An 18,441-nucleotide genomic window follows, 5' to 3' on the forward strand; every position below is an offset into this window, starting at 1 on the left:
TCCTGAAATTAGCCAAAGGCTACTGGGGATCACGCAGCAAGGTTTACACCATTGCGAAAAACACGGTTGAAAAAGGTTTGCAATATGCTTACCGTGACCGTAAAACCAAAAAGAGAGAGTTCCGTGCTTTATGGATTCAGCGTATTAACGCAGGGGCACGTCATCATGGAATTTCTTACTCTCAGTTAATGGGTAAACTGGCAGCTAAGGAAATCGGTTTGAACCGTAAAGTACTTGCTGACCTGGCAATGAATGAGCCGGAAGCGTTTAAAGCAATCATTGATGCTGTAAAATAGGACTTCAAAACATTTTAAGAAGGGGGATCATTTTGGTCCCTTTTTTTTTGCGCTTTTCTTTCAGAATAAATATTCCTAATATTACTGCTGATTCTGATTATTACCTGTCAAACAAATCGTATTTTAATAAAGATGGATTTTGGAAAAGTACCTGAAGAGCAGTTACCGGAGATTGATTTTACTCTTCCGGAAGACAGCGGTCTGACCACAAGAGTTCTTAGTGAATCAACTGCATCCGGAAAAGCTGAATTATACGTGGGATGTGCGAAGTGGGGCAGAAAAGAATGGGTTGGCTTAATCTACCCGGAGAAGACCAAAGAAGCCCGGTTCCTGGATGAATATGTGAAGCATTTTAATTCAATTGAGCTAAATGCGGTGTTCTACAATATGCCTAAAAAGGAGCAGATCAGGACCTGGAAGGAGAAAGCTGATTCAGGGCTCAAAGACTTTAAGTTTTGCCCTAAGTTTACGAGAGGCATCAGTCATATCAGGCGCCTGAAGAATGCAGAAGAGGATACCAATCGTTATCTGGAGGCGATCTATGAGTTCGGTCCTTCCCTGGGTCCGGCTTTTTTACAGCTTAGCGATAATTTCGGACCTAAAAATTTTGAGATACTGGAAGAATATCTGAAAGTATTGCCATCAGACTTTGAGGTTTTTGTAGAAGTAAGACACCCGGACTGGTTTGCAGACAAAGGATCGCGGCAAGCTTTTTTTGATCTGTTATACCGGCTGAAAAAGGGGGCGGTTATTACTGATGCAAGTGGCCGCCGCGATTGTGTTCATATGGAGTTGCCTACTCCTGATGCTTTTATCCGGTTTGTAGGGAATGGTCTTCATCCGTCGGATTACGTTAGAATTGATAGCTGGGTTGAACGGATATCGCAATGGGTGGAGAAGGGCTTAAAGTCGGTCTATTTTTTCCTGCACCAGCATGATGAGAAGGATACGCCGGTTCTGGCAGATTACACCGTGAAGAAGTTCAATGAAAGGCTTGGAACAACGCTCCAATCTCCTCAATTTGTAAAAAAGCCGGACACCTTATTTTAATCCCATGGCTAAACTTGTTTGTTTAATTTTAACCTAGTAACTTAGTAGAGTTTGTAAGATCATTCACCTTTAATAGTAACTAATTTATGAGCTTAAGAATTGGCGATATTGCCCCAAACTTTACTGCGAAGACATCGCAGGGTGAGATTAACTTTTATGATTACGTAGGAAACAGCTGGGTTGTTCTATTTTCCCATCCTGCGGACTATACACCTATATGTACCACTGAATTAGGCAGAACTGCTGCGTTAAGCGACGAATTTGCTAAACGGGGAGTGAAAGTGATTGCTTTAAGTGTTGATCCCGTTGATAAGCACCAGGGCTGGATACAGGACATCAATGAAACTCAGGACGTGGAAGTGAATTTTCCGATCATAGCGGATGAAAGCAAAGAAATAGCCGAGGCCTATGGAATGATCCACCCGAATGCGTCGGAAACCCTTACTGTACGGTCGTTGTTTATCATCGACCCTGATAAGAAGGTTAAACTGATCATTTCTTATCCGGCATCTACAGGAAGGAATTTCCAGGAAATAATACGGGTAATTGATTCGTTACAATTAACCGCGAACTATAGTGTGGCTACCCCTGCGGATTGGAAAGATGGTGAAGACGTAGTAGTGGTAAACTCCATTAAGACAGAAGATATTCCGTCCAGGTTCCCTAAAGGACACCGGGTGGTAAAACCTTATTTGAGATATACTCCGCAGCCAAATAAATAAAACCGCTGAGGTAAAGAAGCCAGGGAGCACTTTAACTGTACTGGCTTCTTTATATTTCCGGCCAGCTTATCATCTCCACGCCGGGGATTGTATTTTAAAATATTTTTTTATATGTTTGAGTAAATCTCCTGTTCTTAAATTACCTGATTAATAAATCTAAATTTCTTTTTCAGTTAACGCTAATTACGGTTGATTTACTCGTATTTATTATTTTTTTTATTTTTTATGAAAACTGGAAAAGTTAAATGGTTTAATGCCGAGAAAGGCTATGGATTTATTGTACAGGAAGACGGGAAGGAAATTTTTGTACACTTCAAAGACATTCAGGGTGGTGTTAACGCGTTGCGCGATAACGACAGCGTAGAATTTGAGGTAGCTGAAGGACGTAAAGGACTACAGGCAGTTAATGTGAAGAAAGTTTAAGTTTTAGATATTCTAAATCAGCGAAAAGCCCCTTTCAACCGGGGCTTTTTTTGTGAAAATGTGTTTGTATTTTAATTGCCGCCAGCAATATTCAAAATGCTTGCGGCCCTGTTCGCGGGAGGTACATCATCAATGTTTTATTCTGTAACCCGTTCAGCTTCGATGATGATCAGCTTTCCGGAAGGCCCTGTAGTAAAAATAAGGAATCTATCGCCCCCGTCTGATAATTTGTGCTTCTTCCTTAGCTGATCTACGGTCAGCGGAAAATTCCTGCTTATAACATTTGCTTTACCAGTGGTTTTGAGATTTTTCGAGTAGTCATTATAATTAAGCGTCCGCAGCACCTTAAACGCTTTGCCAGGAAAGTTGGCTGTGTAATGATCGCTCGTGTATAAATGGCTGTTAATGTTTAATTTAGACATCCCGAGTTCCTGGCCCAAAAGCTTGTAGGCTCCGGCTTTCAGAAGGGTGACATCGGGTTCGTACAGGAAAGAACCGGGGAACGAAAATGGAGGTGATGGAGCTTCTCTTTCTTCTGAATATCTGAATTTAAATGTCCTGATCTCCTGTTCTTTTATTGCACTGCAATAGATTACAGGCTCTTTTGAAAAGTCCCTGTCGACTATCCACAGGAGTTCTTTGCAGTCATTTTTGATACTCAGGATATGAACTTCAGAAACATTCGGAAGTTCTTTTAGTCCCGATTGTATATCATACAGGGGCGATGTTTTTATGATAATACGCGACGCTTTAGATAGAAGAAGCGGCAATAAAGCAGTTACATCGGGCTCCGTATCCTTTAATAAAAATACTTTCCTGGTTTCTACTCTTCTGGCCGGGTCTATGTAAACCGTGTCAAACTTCAAGTGTGTTTCTTTCAGAAAAGAGATACTGTCTCCGGTTATGAAATGGATATTCCGGGCGCCCAGGACTTCTGTATTATGCTTTGCAATTTCAGACAGATCGCTATTCTGCTCGATATGGTACACTTCGGATGCATTCTTTGCAAAGTAAAAGGTATCAACGCCAAAGCCGCCTGTCAGATCAGCCAGGAGATTCCCTTTGATGAGCTTGCTTTTATATTCCGCAGCTGGCTGCGACGACGACTGCTCTATGTTGAGCTTAGGAGGAAAATAAATCCCCTGAGTGCTGTACCAGAGCGGAAGTTTCTTTTCAATACGTTTTTTTCCGTCGGTCTGCATAGCCAGTTCGGCGGAAGAAACATCCGGAAAAGGACTTTTGCTCAGCGCAATCCGCGTAACGTCATCATTCAGATGTTCCTGAATAAAGCTCTGTACCTCCTTATTTAAAATTGCCTTATTCAAAAGCCTGAATGTTGTCTTTCATCACCATCTGGCAGGTGTGCCTGCTTCTCACTTCCAGCAATACTTTCTTATTCTCTGTCACACGGCCGATCGTTTGCTGATCATAATAGCGGATTGTCACCAGTTCCATCCCTTTGTTGTATTTTACTTTATAAGTGACAGACAAGGCAGCTATAAGTTTGGTGATCTTTTCTTCGTCATGATCAACACTGATAGAGAAGCTCAACGCAGAATTCAGCATTGTATTAACCTTTATCCGGTGCTGGTGAAGGATATCAAATATCTGACTGAGATTTTCTTCAATGATAAAAGAAAAGTCTTTCGGGAGGATAGAAATCAGTACCTGGTTTACTTTAAAAATAAAAGAAGGTACGCGCAATGGTTTCTCTGTATGGCCTATGGTAGTTCCCGCAGCGTCCGGCTTGAGGAATGAGCGTACATGCAAGGGGATATTGTTGTTTTGAAGCGGCTTAATAGTCTTGGGGTGTATAACGGTCGCCCCGTAATATGCCAGTTCTATCGCATCGTGATAGCTCAGCTGGGGAATAAGTTCGGTATGATCAAACCATTTCGGATCTGCATTCAGAACTCCCGGAACATCTTTCCATATCGTAACAGCAGAAGCCTGAAGGCATGAGGCAAAAATGGCAGCGGAATAATCAGAACCCTCGCGTCCCAGGGTTGTTGTGAAGTTCTCTGAGGTGCTGCCGATGAACCCCTGTGTCACTACGATTTGCTGCTGTACTAACGGTAGCAACTGCGCCTCTGCAAGGTGCCGGGTTTTATTCCAGTCCACTTTTCCTTCCCTGTATGTGTTATCGGTCTGGATGTAGTTCCTGGCATCTGCCCACTGGCTTTTAATGCCCGTATAATTGAGATAATGTGAAACTATTTTCGTGGATACCAGTTCGCCGACAGACACGATCTGATCATAGATATAATCGAAATTAAAAGGTTCGTCTTCCAGAATCCAGTCGATCTCAACAAAGGTATTCGAGATATCATCAAATACCGGGTTAGTGCCGTCGCTGAAGAGTTCGTGTGCGATCTGGAAGTGATACGTTTTTATATCTTCAAAAATCTCATGGACGGAACCCAGTCCTTCAAAATATGCTTTTGTGAGCCTTTCAAGGGCGTCAGTTGTCTTTCCCATCGCAGAAACCACAATAAGCAGGGGATGACTGCTATGGTATTGTATGATCTGCGAAATGTTTTTTACACCTTCAGCATTTTTGACGGATGCTCCTCCAAATTTGAATACTTCTATCATTCTTCTATATTCTTACCCGCTGTGATGTTTCGCCAGCAGGGATTGTAAATCTCTAATGTTGTTTATGGCCTGTTCCGGCGCGGTGAATGCCCGCTAAGGGATCTGTGCCTTATCGAGGGATACATTGATCCACTCACCGTCAAATCTGGCGTTAAATTTTTCATAAAAGCGGATTGCCGGTTCATTCCAGTCAAGAACCTGCCATACCACGCCTGAGAAGTTTTTCTCCCTGGCTTCCTTAAAAAGGGTATCGAAAAGTTTTTTACCCAGGCCTTTGCGCCGGTGTTGTTCTGTAACAAAAACGTCTTCTATATACATCCTGCAACCTTTCCAGGTAGAAAAGCGGACATAATATAAAGCAAACGCTTCTATTACTCCGTCAACTTCAGCTACGAAGGCTTTCCACACGGGCTGTGCCCCAAACCCTGCCTCTTCAAATTCGTCCAGGCTGATAGTTACTTCATGGGGAGCCTTTTCGTATTCTGCCAGGCCCTGTACCAGTTCCAGCAGCCTCCGGCAATCTGATCTTTGTGCTGTTCTTATGTTCATTTAATGGTTTGCTGAAGTGTGTGAGTTACCCGGTCCTGTTTCTGAACAGGCCCGCTATACGTGCGTTGAAAGCTGATCACCGGTCAATCTATTCCGTTTTATTTTTCCAGTGCGGAATGACCCTTTTTCCAAAGATCGTGCTGCCTACACGGATCATCGTACTTCCATGCTGTATCGCTTCTTTATAATCAGACGACATTCCCATTGAAATTTCTTTAAAATAGTCCTTGTCCTGAAAGAATGATATTTTTAATCCGTTGAAAAAGGTGCTTAGTTCATAGAACTCATCTTTGATCTGTTTCTCATTGTCAGTATTGGTAGCGATGCCCATCACCCCCACAACCCTTACATGCGAGAGAGTACCAAACTCCGGTGAGCGCAGTAACTCGATAGCCTCATCAAACCCGAGACCGAATTTGGTTTCTTCGTCGGCAATATAGATTTGCAGGAGACAGTCGATCACCCGGTTATTCTTTTCGGCTTGTTTGTCGATCTCTTTCAGTAGCTTCAGGCTGTCCACTGAATGAATTAAGCTGACGAAGGGAGCTATATATTTTACCTTGTTGGTTTGCAGATGCCCGATCATATGCCATTCAATATCAGCCGGCAGATGTTCATGTTTATCAGCGAGTTCCTGTACATGATTTTCTCCAAACACCCTTTGCCCGGCATGGTATGCTTCCATAATTTCCTCCTCCGATTTAGTTTTGGAGACTGCAATTAGTTTCACATTCAGTCGCTCTACCTCGTTCTTTAATTCTGTCAAGTTGGCTGCTATGCTCATTTATATGTATTTTTACGCGAAATCACGGCTAAATTAATAAATGAAGCGTTTACTGGCACTGTTTTTTCTGATCATTTTTTTTGCATCGTGTAGTACCGACGGGGTTCCGGATGGGATTATCAAGCAGGATAGTATGATAAATGTACTTACTGATATTCATGTTGCAGACGGTTATGCTTCAGCGAATTATGCCGATAGCAGCCGGCAAAAAGTAGCAGAAATGTACCAGGCTATATACAAAAGATATCATACCGATTCTTTACATGTAAAAGAGAGTGTTCTTTATTATGCCAGGCATCCTGATAAAATGCAGCTGATGTATGAAAAGGTGACTGCCAACCTGGATCTGTTGAGTAAGGCGGCCCAGCGGCTTGACGAGCGCCTGTACCGCGAACGGCAGAAGAGGATCAGCGATTCGCTCTTTTATAATGATAAAAAGCGTGATTCCATTAACCGGGGCTTTAAGATAGACACGTTCTCTTACGAGCCCTTCCGGAAGTTTGTTCCGGTGAAGATTGCAGCTATTGTCAATCCCGGAGCGGGCAGAACTCCGGCAGTAAAAGATTCTGTCGCAGGAAAAAGTGCCGTTGTCAGGAATCCTAAACTACGGCATCAGAGAGAAAGAGACAAATGATTTATCCACAAAACGCAGCTGATAAACTTGGATTTACTGAAATAAGGTCGTTCATCAAATCTCATTGCTTAAGTGAAATGGGAAGACAGATGGTCGACAAGATTCAGTTAATGACCAATTTTGAAAATATTAATAAGTTCTTAAGGCAGACGAGGGAGTTTAAAGAAATCCTTACAAACGATTCGCAGCTGCCGATCAACCATCTTTATAATATAAAATCCCTGGCCGACAAGATCAGGGTAGAAGGAACATTCTTAAGTGAAGCTGAATTTCACCAGGTTTTACTTTCCTTACAGACTGTCTTTTCCGTTATTAATTATTTTAATGAACGCGAAGGGCGATATCCTAACCTGGAAGCGCTTTTTGAACATCTACCCATCGAGAAGAAGATCATCCGCAGCATTGAGGCCAGAATTGACGATAAAGGGAAAATACGGCCTAATGCGTCTGCTGAGCTTCAGAACATCATTACCGGTATTGCCAAAGCAGAACAGGAAGCCAGGCGGAAAATAGACCACATTTTTAAAAGTGCGCAGAACAACGGTTGGACGGCCGACGGATCTCTTACGATCAGGGACGGGCGCCTCTGTATTCCCCTTCTTGCTGAGAACAAGAGGAAGGTGAAAGGATTTGTGCATGATGAATCTGCTTCAGGGCAAACCGTTTATATGGAGCCTGAAGAGGTGTTCCAGCTCAATAATCAAGTCCGCGATCTCGAATTTGATAAGAGAAGGGAGATCATAAAAATACTGACGGCTTTAAGCAACGAACTGCGCCCTTATGTGCCTTTGCTGCTGTCGTACCATGGACTCTTAACGAAACTGGATTTTGTAAGGGCGAAAGCACTGTTCGCTATCGATACAGAAGCGGAAATGCCGGAACTCGTTAGTCAGCCTGAAGTTAACCTGGTAAACGCAAGGCATCCCCTGCTTTTGCTTAACCTGAAGAAGGAAGGGCAGGTCGTAGTCCCATTGAATATTAAAATAGAGGAGCAGCAGCGGATCATTGTCGTTTCGGGGCCAAATGCAGGAGGAAAGTCGGTCTGCATGAAAACCGTCGGCTTGTTACAGATGATGGTGCAATCGGGTTTGCTGATCCCTGCAGATGAAAGCTCCAGGGTGGGCATATTTAAACAATTGTTTGCTGATATAGGGGATGATCAGTCCATTGAAAGCGACCTGAGCACGTATAGTGCCCATCTTTCAAAGATGAAGTACTTCGTGGAAAATTCAGGAGGAAAAACGCTCATCCTTATCGACGAGTTCGGTACAGGGACAGATCCCCAGTTCGGAGGCCCAATCGCCGAAGCCGTGCTGGATGCACTCAACAAAAAGAAGGTAAGAGGGGTAGTCACCACTCACTATTCCAACCTGAAGGTATTTGCCAATGGAGCTGAAGGACTGGAAAACGCCTCTATGATGTTCGATAACCTCGAAATGCAGCCTTTGTATATCCTCGAGATGGGGAAACCCGGAAGCTCTTATGCATTTGAAATAGCCCAGAAGATCGGTTTGCCGGTGCAGGTACTGAATGCTGCAAAGGGGAAAATAGGAGTACAGCAGAAACGGGTAGATACCTTACTGGTCGAGCTGGAAAGGGATAAGAAGCAGATCCTGGAAAACCGCATATCCCTTGAAAAGCAGCAAAAGCGGGTCGACACCCTGCTTCAGGAGAACGAGAAGCTGAAAAGTTACCTGGAGGAGAACCGCAAGGCTATTTTAAAAGAAGCAAAGAAGGAGGCTCAGAGCATCATACTCAATGCGAATAAGCTGGTAGAGAACACCATTTCTGAAATAAAGGAGAGCAAGGCTGACAAAGAGCAGACTCAGAAACTCCGGCAAAATCTGAAGCAGGAGCTGGAGAAACACCAGGAAAAAGAAGCGAAGCCAGCGAAACCTGCGGAGACAGAAGAGATAGTCGCGGGCGACTGGGTAAAGCTGACCGACTCTGAAACAGTAGGGCAGGTGATCGATATAACCAAAGAAAATGTGATCCTGGCCATCGGCGATCTTCGGTCGGTAGTAAAGCGCAAAAGAGTCCAGAAGGTAAGCAGGAAGCAGGTACCTAAAGAGCTGCGCAAATCTTACACATCTTCTCTTTCTGAAGACATTGCCCAGTTCCGTCCCGAGATAGACGTAAGAGGAATGAGGGGAGAAGAAGCTTTATATGAGATCGAAAAATACCTTGATAAAGCATTAATGATGGGCTTTTCCAATTTAAAAGTCATTCACGGTAAAGGTGACGGCATTTTGAGGAAGCTTATCCGTAACTATCTGCGTAAATATCCGCAGGTTGCGAGAATGGAAGATGAGCATCCGGACAGGGGAGGGGATGGCATTACATACGTGCATCTCGGATGATGCATTCTGCACAGATATGTCCTAAGAAAAGTGTGGATAGGATATGCCCTAATGGGCATCAACATAAAGGGGGCAGATTCCGGACATAGAGATCCGCTGGTCAGCCCCCTGTACGACTTGTCTTGTCAGAAATTGATCTTTTTATTTTCACCTTCCAGGTAGGGCTTTCCCGAAAGTGTATTTTTTACCAGAGATATAATCTGAGAAACGAGGAGATCGGGGGTATCCCAATATTCCGCTTCATCGGGTGATATTTTGAGCAGACAAAGATTGGGATCGGTCTTTCCGTAAGGAAACCAGGCTTTATAGCGATCACTCCATAACTCCTCTATTTTCACCGGATCGTCTGATATCATGGCTGTTCCTCTTACAACGATATACAGGTCTGTGTCAGGCTGGCTGTAGTTCAGCAGCACCTGGGGATTTGCCGTGATGTTTGATACCTTTTGAGAATCTTTCGAAGCAAACATCCATATAATCCCGTCATCTTCTATTTTAAAGGTATACATCGGACGGCTTTGCAGTTTTCCTGCAGCATCAGTGGTTGTCAGCATTGCAATCTTTATCTCACCGATCTTACCCGCCAGTTCCCTTGCTTTCTTGATAAACTCTATTTCTTCCAGTTGTCCTTCGACCGTTGGGGCTGTAAGTTTTGTCATGGGTGTTTGTTGAATTTGTTCGTAATAAGAACTTTCAGACAAACGGTTTTGTTTTGGGGAAGTAAACTTCAGCATCTGGTGCTAGGTTCTTTTATCAGAGTGACCCAGACTTTTGCCGGGAGCCGCCACATCGCGGATCAGTTGTTTTAATTCCTTGATTTCGGGAAATCTCCCCTCCGTCTTTCTGTCAAAAAGTATTGAGCCATTGATCCTGATCTGGTAAGTACCGCTAACCTCAGAAGGCTCAAGGAGTACGCCCCCCAGCTCGTTTTCAAACGTAGTGAGAATTTCCTGAGCCATATAGGCTGCCCTCAGCAGCCAGCCACATTTCGGACAGTACTCGATGTGCACTACAGGTTTCGTGTGTTGCTCTGTCATATTGCAAAATATATTCTTTCCCCGGTTAACCGTTCATATTCATTCTGAAACTCATGTACATAGCCCACAGGTTGTGAATCATGGTTTTGAAACGTTCCCTTATTGCCCGACCACAGGAAGCTAACGGTTCCCAGGTCGTCTGTCCACACTCCGTCGCCTTCCTCTTTCAGGTATCCTGCATAAAGCAGCCAGTCTTCAGTCAGCGGGATGGCATTCATCTCTGAGTGCTTCGTCCTGAACAGATAGCCCGGTCTGGGGCTGATCATTTCACAAATAAAGGAAGATCCAAATACTTCTTTTATTGCAAGTAAGCCTTCCTGGTGTCCTTCAGGGTAAACTTTAATCAGGTTTCCTTCTCTAAAGCCTTCAATGTTCATAAGCCGCTTGGTTATTCAGGGATTCTTATTTTAGTGAATCAAAAATGTCTTTAGCATCCGACCAAAACTGATCTAAAGCAATAAGGCGCGGTTTGAAGAAAGAAATGAGCGAAGGCCAGTCTTTCTCATTGTACACATTACTTTGATCGAGTTCTTTATAGATCCTGCTTATTGTTTTATTGTTTTCATCCTTTGTATGCAGCACCCAATCCCATTCTTCATTCAGAGAAGAATGAAGGAGGCTTTTTAATTCTTTGAACTGTTCAAAAAATAACTCCTGGATGCCCTCGTCCGGATGGGATATTTCAATCGCTATAGATGCTTTGCCCTTACCGGCCTGCGTTTTGAATGAGACATGCCGGATACCGGTTTTATAATTGATCCAATTGATCCTCATCCCCTCTGATGACAGTACCGGTCTCATATACTGGCCGAATGTTGTCCAGAAAGATTGTTTTAATTGCGAAGCCTGTTCTTTTGTATACATATATAAGGCTGTAAAAATATCACATGTACTATAAACCACAAAAAGGCGTTTATTAAGTGTTGTTTTCGCAGCCGTCATACTGTTTATTACAAGGGGGAAGACCGACCGGCATACGCTCTTGCAGGTACAGTTTCACATATTTTGTTTACAATATTTCTATTAACATAATTTTAAGCCCGGCGGTTTTTGTATTATGTTTTCAAACGGTAATAAAACAACTATTCTGCCCGGCGGGCGTGAAAGTGAAATTTAAAACACACATATTTGCACTTGTTCTATATGAATATAATTAAAATGAAAAAGATCGTCTTATTTACACTCGCTCTGTTTTTTTCTGCTGCAGCTCTTCAGGCGCAGATATTGAAGCCCGTAAAATGGTCGTATGCTGCCAAGAGGCTAAGCAAAACTGAGGCTGTAATTTTAATTAAAGCAACCATTGAAGATGGCTGGCACATTTATTCACAGAATGTGGGTGAAGGCGGACCGGTTGCTACCACTTTTACTTTTCCTCCCGCGAAAGCATACACTCTCAAGGGTAAAACGATAGAACCTAAGCCGATAAGTAAATTCGAAAAGACTTTCAACATGAACGTAAGCTATTTCGAGAAATCTGTTGTTTTCCAGCAGCGGGTAGTTTTAAAAGCTGCGCAGACAGCGGTAAAAGGAAAGCTCGAATATATGGTGTGTGATGACCATCAGTGTCTTCCTCCGGAAGAAGTAGAGTTCAGTGTTCCGGTAAAATAATTAACAACGCTTATATATGAGGTTGTTGCGATACTTTCTCTTCCTTTTTATTCTTGGTGTTCTGAATGCGGCACCAGTGAAAGGGCAGGATACTACTGGTGCTGTACCAGTGGATGATGTTGAATTTACAGATATAACCGAGGCTCCTGCCGATGGTACGCAGATAGTTTCTACGGATTCTTCTGTCGCCAAAAAGGACAGTTCAGCAGCTGTTCATCCGGTTTCAGTTACTAAGGTAACCGAACAACAAGAGCAGAAGTCGCTTTGGGCAATATTTATAGCTGGTTTTATCGGAGGACTGGCGGCACTTTTAATGCCATGTATCTTTCCGATGCTGCCTCTTACTGTGAGTTATTTTACGAAAAGCGCTTCGTCAAAGGGGAAGGCGGTTACCAAAGCTGTCACCTATGGGATCTCCATCATAGTGATATACGTATTGCTCGGCTTGCTGGTAACGGTCATTTTCGGAGCAGATGCACTTAACGACCTTTCCACTAACGGCATCTTCAACTTTGCCTTCTTTTTGCTGCTGGTTGTATTTGCTGCATCTTTTCTCGGGGCTTTTGAACTCACTTTACCTTCATCCTGGGTAAATAAGATGGACGCAAAATCGGATAGCAAAGGTTTGGGCGGACTGTTTTTTATGGCTGCCACACTTTCTTTAGTGTCTTTTTCTTGTACAGGGCCCATCATCGGAACTCTGCTGGTACAGGCGGCAACTATGGGGGCGCTTCTGGGACCTGCGATCGGTATGTTCGGATTTTCTCTTGCCCTGGCCATTCCGTTTGCACTGTTTGCTATGTTCCCGTCCTGGTTGCAGTCTCTGCCAAGGTCCGGCGGCTGGCTCAACAGTGTGAAGGTGGTTTTAGGATTCCTGGAGCTCGCACTGGCCCTGAAGTTCCTTTCTAATGTCGATCTTGCCTATCATTGGGAATGGTTTGACCGCGAAGTCTTCCTATCTCTCTGGATCGTGATCTTCGGCATGATGGGTTTTTACCTTCTGGGCAAGCTGAAATTTTCTCATGACTCCGATCTGAGCTTTGTATCTGTGCCCCGTGTTTTCCTGGCAATGATTGTGCTGGCATTTACTGTTTATATGGTGCCCGGATTATGGGGTGCACCTCTTTCTTCAATTTCAGCATTTTTACCGCCGCAGACCACCCAGGATTTCGATCTTTATACAGCATCTCTTGGGGGGGGCAGTCAGGCCCCGCAGAGCGGAATGCATAAATATTCAGATAAATTTAAAGCACCTCTTGGCCTCGACGCATTTTTTGATTACGATGAGGGAATGGCATATGCGAAGAAAGTGAACAAGCCGGTAATGATTGATTTTACAGGACATGCCTGCGTAAATTGCAGAAAGATGGAAAGTTCTGTCTGGCCCGATAAACAGGTCCTGCAAAGGATAAAAGAGGAATATGTGCTCATTCAGTTGTACGTAGATGATAAAACTGAATTACCGCAGTCTGAGCAAACAGTGTCAAAAACAACAGGGAAAAAAATCAAAACGATAGGGAATAAATGGAGTGATTTTCAGGCTTCCCGCTTTAATGCCAATTCTCAACCTTATTATGTTTTATTAGATCATAATGAGCAATTGCTGATGGAGCCGATTGGTGCTGATTTCAACGTGAATAACTATCTGAAATTTTTAGATAGTGGCCTTGCGAAATTCCGCGGCCAATAGTCGTTATAAAAGACGATATTTGGATGGTGTTTTTTACTGGTCGTCCGTCTTCCTGATGACTTATAATGCTTTTTATGATGTTTTATGTACAAAGAGCGGATTTCTGTCTTTGATATTTTTAAAATAGGAGTAGGCCCTTCGAGCTCGCATACTCTAGGCCCCTGGCGGGCTGCGCAGTTTTTTACCCTTAGCCTTAGTAAAGCGGGATTCGGCCCTGTAAGACAAGTGTCGGTTTCTCTCTATGGTTCGCTTGCCAAAACGGGGAAAGGGCATGGTTCTGATATCGCGGTACTGCTTGGCTTGTCTGGTTACGATCCTGTTACTATTGATACTTCCCGTATAAATTCGATTGTTGATGAAATTAACAGCCAGAAGAGAATTCTTCTCGGAGGAGATACGGAAATAGACTTTAACCCTGAGGAAGATCTGACCCTGTTTAAAAACGAAAGCCTTCCTGAGCATCCCAACGGGATGATATTTAAGGCTGTAAATGATGAAGGTGAGATCATGTCGGAAACGTATTATTCTGTAGGGGGCGGTTTTGTAAGACGCGAGGGGGAGGTTCCTGATAGCGCAGTTCAGGCGCAATTGCCCTATCCCATAGATTATGCTTCAGATCTGATGAAATGGTATGACCTGACGGGAAAAAGGATCAGTGATATCGTTATGGACAACGAGAAGCGGTGGCGGGATGAAGACGGGGTTAAAAAGGGGCTCCTGGGAATCTGGCGTGTTATGAAGGAGTGCATTTACAAAGGAGCTCATACACCAGGAATTCTGCCGGGGGGATTGTACGTGCAGCGGAGGGCTGCTCAAATAAACCACAAACTCCTTCGGGGAGACGATAGCTGCTGTTATGACTCCTGGATGAACAGTATCAGGACAAGCGGAACCGGATTTAGTTATATCCTCGATTGGATAAGCTGTTTTGCTCTTTCGGTAAATGAAGAAAACGCATCATTCGGACGTGTGGTTACGTCACCAACAAACGGATCAGCCGGTGTGATTCCCGCTGTCCTTCAATATTATGTCACCTTCTTAAGTGAAAAAGATCCGGAAGAAGAAATCATCAGGTTTCTGTTAACCGCGGGCGAAGTAGGAAGTATTTTTAAAAAAGGAGCCACTATTTCTGCTGCTATGGGCGGGTGCCAGGCCGAAATCGGGGTTTCATCGTCTATGGCTGCCGCTGGGCTTACCGAAGTAATGGGCGGTTCTGCAGAGCAATGTATGATGGCTGCGGAAATTGCAATGGAACATCATTTAGGCATGACCTGTGATCCGATTGGAGGACTTGTGCAGGTTCCCTGCATCGAAAGAAATGCAATGGGGGCGATAAAGGCTATTACAGCCTCCCAGTTAGCATTACAAAGCTCTCCTGAAGCAGCCAAGGTGTCACTTGATAGCGTGATAAAAACGATGTGGGACACGGCTCTGGACATGAACACCAAATATAAAGAGACATCAGAAGGAGGGCTTGCCCTGCACATTCCGATCAGCCTGAGCGAGTGTTAGCTTTGTGAAGTGTTGCACCTTTTAATGTTAAAACCCGCTTCAGAAGCCTTAAAACAGTGTTAATATTGTTAAAATGTGGAAAAAAGAAGCGATATTCTCCTTTTGTTAATAATTGTTTATTCGTTTAAAAATATATATTTGCTCCCAAAGATTTAATATTATGGAAAAATTTAATCAATTAAAAGAGCTTGTAGCCTCTGTAGAGGCTGATGCAGAGAAATTTTACAACAAGAACAGCGGAGCTGCTGGTACACGTGTTCGTAAAGCTTTACAGCAAATTAAAACATTAGCACAAGACATCAGAAACGAAGTTACTGAGATCAAGAATAAAGATAAATAATTGTTGCTGAGATAATTATAATACTTTAAATCTATCTTGTACAAGGCCTGCCATTGAGCAGGCCTTCGCATTATCTGTCCGTCTTTCTTTTCTTGAAACGATTGAAAATCTGCCTTCAAGCATGGTTGAAAACGCGCCCGGAGGCGTATTCCGGTCATGAGACGGGCAAGGGGAGAAGTGCACATGACGGTAATGAAAATCAGCCGTAACAAATAACAAACAGCCAATATTTCAAAAAAATCAACACTTCACTACAGTTTTTGTTATACTTACAACAACATAAACAAATGGTACATCAAATATGAGTAATCAATCAAAAATTATAGCAGCATTACTTGCGGGGGTAGCAGTTGGGGCAGTGGTAGGACTTTTATTTTCTCCTGAAAGTGGTGAAGAAAACAGGGAGGGCTTAACTGGCTGGTTCAAGGATCTTTACGATTCTTCCAAAGAGAAAGCCGAAGAGCTCGCTGAGAAAGGAAGACAGGTCGTCAGCCCAAGATCAGGGATGTTTCCGGGAGCATCTGACGATGTAGAAAAAACACTGGGAGTATAAAACAGGAAAGAATGAGAGCAGATCTCATTCTTTCTTTAAGATTTCCAGGATGATTTTTTCTTTCTCCTGCTGATTTAACTTGTAGTTATATTTAAATAAAGAATTCTCCCAGTCGCCATACGATGCGTTGGGCAAAACGATAAACCTCCTTCCAAACTCCTTACTGTTCTCCTGCGTCACAGCTTCTCTCTTTTCCATCGGAAGCTTATCAAATACTGAAGAAAAATCACTCAGATTATCGCCTATTAGCATGATAATTTCATGGGTGCTGCCGATATCCTTTCTGCGGGGTTCTTTTCCTGAAGTTGTTTGCTTTAAAAGCAAATGCTCATTATCTGAAAAAGGGAATCCATATTTTTCAAGGTTCCTCAGGGTCGCTTCCCTTTCCTGTTCATCCCTGTTGGTTACATAAAAGACAGTCACCCCCTTAGATGCCGCATATTTAAAAAATGAAGCCGAGCCGGGGACAGTATCGCAGGCAGCTTTGTTTGTCCAGTCATACCATGCACTCTGTTCGAAATCCCTGCCTTTCAAGGCCTGGCTGACAGCGTTAGGGCTGTTGTCGAGAACAGTTTCATCAATATCCGTAACAACGGCCAGAGGTTTCGAAGGCGGATTCTTCAAAACTTCATCTAACTGTATCCTTGCCGAGTTGTAAGCCTGGTAGCACAGAGCCTTATATTCAGCCGCCTGCTGCTGCCATAGGCTCGACCACAGCTTTCCATCTCTGGTGAGACTGGATGCATCAGACTTTTGTTGTTTCACAACGGAACAGGAGCAGAGGCTCAGAATGCTCATCGTTATGAATGTTGAAGTAATTCTTTTCATGCTTTTCCTAAAGCAGCAAACATATAAAATTCTTTGCAGAGTATGCTGCCGGGAATGGGCAGAGACCTCATTGTCTTGCGTGGTTTCCCATCTCTTAGTAGACCGAACTACTCTTTTCGGTGCAGCCTAAACCCCTTGGGGGACATTGATGCTGGATTAAAGCCACCGCGGATTGCCCCAGACAGAATAACTTAATACCCGCTTCCGATATTAACCCGCTTCCAGATACATCCCTTTTCCAAAAGCCACCGCAAGGATGTCTTACATGCCGTCCCCCGCGATCTCCCTGTCCCCCTGTTCCCGCTATACCCCTTCCCTTAAAGAGAAAACCTCTTTCCCAGAACAAAAGGCATCCCCTCATCACCATCAGTGCTCAATCTTTCCTTCGCGCTCAACACCCCCTCCGAACTCACCCCCCTCTCATTCTCCACAACACCCTCCGGCCCGTTTCTCCCCGTGCCATCTCCCGCTATCCCATCCGCCCGAACCCTCCGGCCGCCCCTTTGCTCCCTCGCCTTCCTCTTCTGCGCCACCTCAGCCATCTTTTCCAGCAACTCATTCCCCGCATAACACAAGCCCGGGTGACGCCCCCCGGCCTCCTTCCTCACTTTCAGCGGCTCCTCCAGCGAAAGAGGCTCCGTCGTCCTGAAAGCCGCCAGGATCGCAGCAGGGCTGAACGAAGGCGTGTTCACCAGTCCGCCCCCTGCACCCGTATCACTGACCCCCAGGCAATCCAGTGACGCCGTCACCAGTACCATACACCCTTCCGGGATCGTCCCTTCCATCTCAAAGTCCAGCGCCTCCATGTCCTTCCAGTCCGTCACCGCCACATCCTTTACCGCCACATATTCATAGAACTCACTGCGGAAGTTCAGGGCCGTGACCAGGAACCTCAGCCGGTAGCTGTCTGCCGCCTCTATTACCGCAGAAGGAATTTTCAACCCGCTAAGCTTGCCCCATCCGTCCATCTGCACGCGCACCTTTCCCCCGCTGGTCAGCGAGACCGAGGGCCTCACCCTCAGCGCTTCCCTGAGCGGACTATTTGCATTAAACTCGAAGCCTTCCAGGCAGCTCAGATCACCGTCGTGGAGGTCGCGTGTACCGCGCAGGGCTGTTTTACTCCTTAAGATACTCTGGTAGACAGCGCTGTTGAAGCGGTTCACCATGGCCCCGTCATGCCGGTTGCGGAACACCGAGCGCAGGACCAGGCGGATAGCAGCTGCCGCTGTGCTGGCCACCCCGAACTCGCCGGCACTGGCCTGACTGGCCGGGGTTTGCTTTTTCTTCTTTTTGGGAAGGCCCTGCACCACCGTACTGTTGCGGAACCTGCGGAACACCACGGTTCCCGCCGTTCCGTGCAGGGCACCATTTCTTTCTAATATTGCCATATAGTTTGTCTTTTGTGGCTGCAGAAGCGTCGGAGGCCCGGGAGGATCATATTCTCTGAAGGAGGTTCCTGG

21 protein-coding genes are annotated in these 18,441 nt (G+C 44.6%); 11 read left to right on the forward strand and 10 right to left on the reverse strand.

From position 1 onward, the window contains the following. The 4 genes from rplT to DDR33_RS22060 form a co-directional block, all read left to right on the forward strand. On the forward strand, positions 1–296 hold a 296-nt coding region (rplT, locus tag DDR33_RS22045; protein WP_317047468.1), incomplete at its 5' end, for a 50S ribosomal protein L20. Between the two features lie 132 nt (positions 297–428). Next, positions 429–1,346 (forward strand): DUF72 domain-containing protein, encoded by a 918-nt coding sequence (locus tag DDR33_RS22050; protein ID WP_109417970.1) that lies wholly within the window; start codon positions 429–431, stop codon positions 1,344–1,346. 86 nt (positions 1,347–1,432) lie between these two features. After that, a complete protein-coding gene (locus tag DDR33_RS22055) occupies positions 1,433–2,068 on the forward strand; it encodes a peroxiredoxin (RefSeq protein ID WP_109417971.1) in 636 nt (211 codons plus the stop codon). Positions 2,069–2,293: 225 nt separating this feature from the next. Beyond that, positions 2,294–2,491 (forward strand): cold-shock protein, encoded by a 198-nt coding sequence (locus DDR33_RS22060; protein ID WP_109417972.1) that lies wholly within the window; start codon positions 2,294–2,296, stop codon positions 2,489–2,491. A 137-nt stretch (positions 2,492–2,628) separates the two neighbouring features. On the opposite strand, the gene DDR33_RS22065 is transcribed toward DDR33_RS22060, so the two are convergent. The 4 genes from DDR33_RS22065 to DDR33_RS22080 all read right to left on the reverse strand — a co-directional run bounded on the left by DDR33_RS22065 (position 2,629) and on the right by DDR33_RS22080 (position 6,419). Continuing rightward, positions 2,629–3,816, reverse strand: a complete 1,188-nt coding sequence (locus tag DDR33_RS22065) for a THUMP-like domain-containing protein (protein ID WP_109417973.1) — start codon at positions 3,814–3,816, stop codon at positions 2,629–2,631. Beyond that, positions 3,809–5,083 carry an aspartate kinase gene (locus DDR33_RS22070; RefSeq protein ID WP_109417991.1) on the reverse strand — a complete coding sequence of 425 codons (1,275 nt, stop codon included), beginning with the start codon at positions 5,081–5,083 and terminating at the stop codon, positions 3,809–3,811. Before DDR33_RS22070 ends, DDR33_RS22065 begins: the two co-directional genes overlap by 8 nt. Positions 5,084–5,179: 96 nt before the next feature. Next, positions 5,180–5,635 carry a GNAT family N-acetyltransferase gene (locus tag DDR33_RS22075; RefSeq protein WP_109417974.1) on the reverse strand — a complete coding sequence of 152 codons (456 nt, stop codon included), beginning with the start codon at positions 5,633–5,635 and terminating at the stop codon, positions 5,180–5,182. Between the two features lie 88 nt (positions 5,636–5,723). Beyond that, positions 5,724–6,419, reverse strand: coding sequence for a YggS family pyridoxal phosphate-dependent enzyme (locus DDR33_RS22080; RefSeq protein ID WP_109417975.1), 696 nt, complete (start codon positions 6,417–6,419; stop codon positions 5,724–5,726). Between the two features lie 40 nt (positions 6,420–6,459). Here DDR33_RS22080 and DDR33_RS22085 point away from each other — a divergent pair, with 40 nt between their 5' ends. Next, positions 6,460–7,053 (forward strand): DUF4296 domain-containing protein, encoded by a 594-nt coding sequence (locus DDR33_RS22085; RefSeq protein WP_109417976.1) that lies wholly within the window; start codon positions 6,460–6,462, stop codon positions 7,051–7,053. After that, positions 7,050–9,413 carry an endonuclease MutS2 gene (locus DDR33_RS22090; RefSeq protein WP_109417977.1) on the forward strand — a complete coding sequence of 788 codons (2,364 nt, stop codon included), beginning with the start codon at positions 7,050–7,052 and terminating at the stop codon, positions 9,411–9,413. The genes DDR33_RS22085 and DDR33_RS22090 overlap by 4 nt, the downstream gene beginning before the upstream one ends. A 125-nt stretch (positions 9,414–9,538) precedes the next feature. Here the strand turns inward: DDR33_RS22090 and DDR33_RS22095 are convergent, their stop codons facing one another. The 4 genes from DDR33_RS22095 to DDR33_RS22110 all read right to left on the reverse strand — a co-directional run bounded on the left by DDR33_RS22095 (position 9,539) and on the right by DDR33_RS22110 (position 11,314). Then, positions 9,539–10,072: a pyridoxamine 5'-phosphate oxidase family protein gene (locus DDR33_RS22095; RefSeq protein ID WP_158280833.1), complete on the reverse strand. Its 534-nt coding sequence runs from the start codon at positions 10,070–10,072 to the stop codon at positions 9,539–9,541. Positions 10,073–10,153: 81 nt separating this feature from the next. Beyond that, positions 10,154–10,450 carry a SelT/SelW/SelH family protein gene (locus DDR33_RS22100; protein WP_109417979.1) on the reverse strand — a complete coding sequence of 99 codons (297 nt, stop codon included), beginning with the start codon at positions 10,448–10,450 and terminating at the stop codon, positions 10,154–10,156. Continuing rightward, positions 10,447–10,827, reverse strand: coding sequence for a hypothetical protein (locus DDR33_RS22105; protein ID WP_109417980.1), 381 nt, complete (start codon positions 10,825–10,827; stop codon positions 10,447–10,449). The genes DDR33_RS22100 and DDR33_RS22105 overlap by 4 nt, the downstream gene beginning before the upstream one ends. Before the next feature lie 25 nt (positions 10,828–10,852). After that, on the reverse strand, positions 10,853–11,314 hold the full coding sequence (locus DDR33_RS22110) for a DUF4268 domain-containing protein (RefSeq protein WP_109417992.1): 462 nt from the start codon (positions 11,312–11,314) through the stop codon (positions 10,853–10,855). Positions 11,315–11,608: 294 nt separating this feature from the next. Here DDR33_RS22110 and DDR33_RS22115 point away from each other — a divergent pair, with 294 nt between their 5' ends. The 5 genes from DDR33_RS22115 to DDR33_RS22135 all read left to right on the forward strand — a co-directional run bounded on the left by DDR33_RS22115 (position 11,609) and on the right by DDR33_RS22135 (position 16,153). Continuing rightward, positions 11,609–12,058: a protein-disulfide reductase DsbD N-terminal domain-containing protein gene (locus DDR33_RS22115; protein WP_109417993.1), complete on the forward strand. Its 450-nt coding sequence runs from the start codon at positions 11,609–11,611 to the stop codon at positions 12,056–12,058. A 16-nt stretch (positions 12,059–12,074) separates the two neighbouring features. Then, the gene (locus DDR33_RS22120) at positions 12,075–13,748 is read left to right on the forward strand and encodes a protein-disulfide reductase DsbD family protein (RefSeq protein ID WP_109417981.1); all 1,674 of its coding nucleotides are present in this window, start codon (positions 12,075–12,077) and stop codon (positions 13,746–13,748) included. Positions 13,749–13,832: 84 nt separating this feature from the next. Beyond that, positions 13,833–15,260: an L-serine ammonia-lyase gene (locus DDR33_RS22125; RefSeq protein WP_109417982.1), complete on the forward strand. Its 1,428-nt coding sequence runs from the start codon at positions 13,833–13,835 to the stop codon at positions 15,258–15,260. Positions 15,261–15,420: 160 nt separating this feature from the next. After that, the gene (locus DDR33_RS22130) at positions 15,421–15,600 is read left to right on the forward strand and encodes a histone H1 (protein ID WP_109417983.1); all 180 of its coding nucleotides are present in this window, start codon (positions 15,421–15,423) and stop codon (positions 15,598–15,600) included. Between the two features lie 301 nt (positions 15,601–15,901). Then, a complete protein-coding gene (locus DDR33_RS22135; protein ID WP_109417984.1) occupies positions 15,902–16,153 on the forward strand; it encodes a YtxH domain-containing protein in 252 nt (83 codons plus the stop codon). A gap of 24 nt (positions 16,154–16,177) precedes the next feature. On the opposite strand, the gene DDR33_RS22140 is transcribed toward DDR33_RS22135, so the two are convergent. Further along, positions 16,178–16,981 carry a 5'-nucleotidase, lipoprotein e(P4) family gene (locus DDR33_RS22140; RefSeq protein WP_109417985.1) on the reverse strand — a complete coding sequence of 268 codons (804 nt, stop codon included), beginning with the start codon at positions 16,979–16,981 and terminating at the stop codon, positions 16,178–16,180. A 317-nt stretch (positions 16,982–17,298) separates the two neighbouring features. Continuing rightward, a partial coding sequence (locus DDR33_RS22145) for a hypothetical protein (protein WP_238387898.1) occupies positions 17,299–18,441 on the reverse strand: 1,143 nt, incomplete at its 5' end.

This window comes from Pararcticibacter amylolyticus (genome assembly GCF_003130405.1).
Lineage (GTDB): Bacteria > Bacteroidota > Bacteroidia > Sphingobacteriales > Sphingobacteriaceae > Arcticibacter > Arcticibacter amylolyticus.